2 protein-coding genes are annotated in these 2,177 nt (G+C 58.6%); both read left to right on the top strand.

Annotation, left to right across the window (positions count from 1 at the left end; all coding sequences use genetic code 11):
* The coding region (locus FOT42_RS17855; protein WP_151891791.1) for a GMC oxidoreductase at positions 1-1,464 on the top strand (1,464 nt) is incomplete at its 5' end.
* Positions 1,465-1,468: 4 nt separating this feature from the next.
* Positions 1,469-2,177: gluconate 2-dehydrogenase subunit 3 family protein (locus FOT42_RS17850; RefSeq protein WP_151891790.1), on the top strand; the 709-nt coding region annotated here is incomplete at its 3' end.

Genomic DNA, 2,177 nt, shown 5'->3' with positions numbered 1-2,177 from the left:
GAGCCCTACACGCACAAGGACGGCACCAAGTTCGACTGGTTCCGTTCGCACATGCTGGGCGGGCGGACGAACCACTGGGGGCGTATCTCGCTCCGTTTCGGCCCTGACGATTTCAAGCACAAGAGCATCGATGGGCACGGGGAGGACTGGCCGATCGGCTATGACGATGTAAAGCCCTACTACGACAAGGTGGACAAGATGATCGGGGTTTTCGGCACCAACGAGGGCCTTCGCAACGACCCTGACGGATTCTTCCTCCCCCCACCCAAACCAAGGCTGCACGAGCTGTTCTACATCAAGGGGGCGAAGAAGTCGGGAGTTCCCGTATATCCCTCGCGGATGTCGATGCTCACCAAGCGTATCAACAACGATCGCGGTGTGTGCTTCTACTGTGGGCAGTGCTCCAGGGCCTGCCAAGTGTATGCGGACTTCTCGGCAGGCACCTGCCTCATCTTCCCTGCGCAAAAAAGCCGCGGACAGGTGGATCTCTTCGTCAACTGTATGGTCAGGGAGGTCACCGTGGACAACGAAGGGCGCGCCACCGGTGTTTCCTATATCAACAAGGAAGACCGTAAGGAATATAAGCTCAGGGGCAGGGTAGTGGTGCTTGGGGCCTCGGCCTGTAGCACGGCCCGTATCCTCTTGAACTCCAAGAGCCCTCAACATCCCAATGGGCTGGGCAACAGCAGCGACCATGTGGGCAAGTATTTGCACGACTCCACGGGCGGTGACCTGATGGCCTTCGTGCCCGACCTGATGGACCGCAAGGTGTCCTACAACGAGGACGGGGTGGGCGGCATGCACGTCTATTCCCCATGGTGGGGCGACAACTCCAAGTTGGATTTCCCCCGCGGCTATCATATCGAGATATGGGGCGGGATGGGGATGCCCAGCTACGGTTTCGGTTTCAACGTGAACGAGTTCAACAAGTTCTTCGGGACAAAAGTGGGCGGCTATGGGGACATTCTCAGGAGCGATGCCAAGAAATATTACGGAGCGGTGGTGGGCCTCAGCGGTCGCGGGGAATCCATCGCCCTGAAGAGCAACTACTGCGAGATAGACCCGACCACGGTTGACGAATGGGGCATCCCGGTGCTCCGTTTCCACTACAAATGGTCGGACAACGAGCGCAACCAGGCCAAGCACATGCAGGACTCCTTCGAGGAGATCCTGACCAACATGGGCGGCGAGGTGATCGGCGGCAAGGCCGGCAAGGAACGGGACTATGGACTGCACGCTCCCGGGCGGATCATCCACGAGGTGGGCACCACCAGGATGGGCGATGACCCGAAGACCTCTGTGACCAACAGGTACCAGCAGCTGCACGACGTGGACAATGTCTTCGTGGTGGATGCCGGGGTGTTCACCTCGCAGGCGGACAAGAACTGTACCTGGACCATATTGGCACTCTCGTGGAGGGCCTCGGAATACATAGTGGAGCAATTGAAACAACAAAATCTGTAAGGAAATGGACAGAAGGAAGAGTTTGAAATCGATAGTGTTGGGCTCCGTGGCCGGGGGACTGGCCATACATGGCTGCAGGCCGGAACCCACGGTTCCAGAAGTTGGGGCACAAGAGGTGCCCATGCTGAAATGGCGGACGCCGAAGGAGAACGAGCAACTGGCCGAACTGGAGGCGGAACGTTTCCTGACGGCCCATGAGGCGGAGACCCTGACGGTGCTGTGCGACCTGATATTGCCCGGCAGCGAGGAATATAAAAGTGCCTCTGACGCCGATGTGGTCTCTTTCATAGAGTTCATGTCCAAGGACACCCCTGGCATCCAGACGGACCTCAGGGGCGGTGTGATGTGGCTGGACCACAGGAGCAACCTGGACCATGGCGTTGAGTTCAAGGCGGCCACGGAAGATCGGCAGAAGGCGATATTGGACACGATCGCGTACTACGACCCCGAGTTGCCGGGCAACGAGCGGCCCTTCGAGGTGAACTTCTTCTCGATGGTGAGGAACCTGACCATGACGGGGTTCTATACCTCGAAGATCGGGATCGAGGAGCTGGGCTACAAGGGGAACATGCCCAATGTGTGGGACGGAGTGCCTGACGACGTATTGGAGCAGCACGGGGTGTCCTACGACCCGGAATGGTTGGCCAAGTGCGTGGACCAGGGCAAGCGCAACATCGTGGCCGAATGGGACGAGAACGGGAATTTGATTACCT

It is taken from the genome of Flagellimonas hadalis (assembly GCF_007785775.2).
Classification (GTDB): domain Bacteria; phylum Bacteroidota; class Bacteroidia; order Flavobacteriales; family Flavobacteriaceae; genus Flagellimonas; species Flagellimonas hadalis.
Note: the sequence above shows the minus strand (reverse complement) of the source record. Positions and strands in the feature narration are given on the sequence as shown.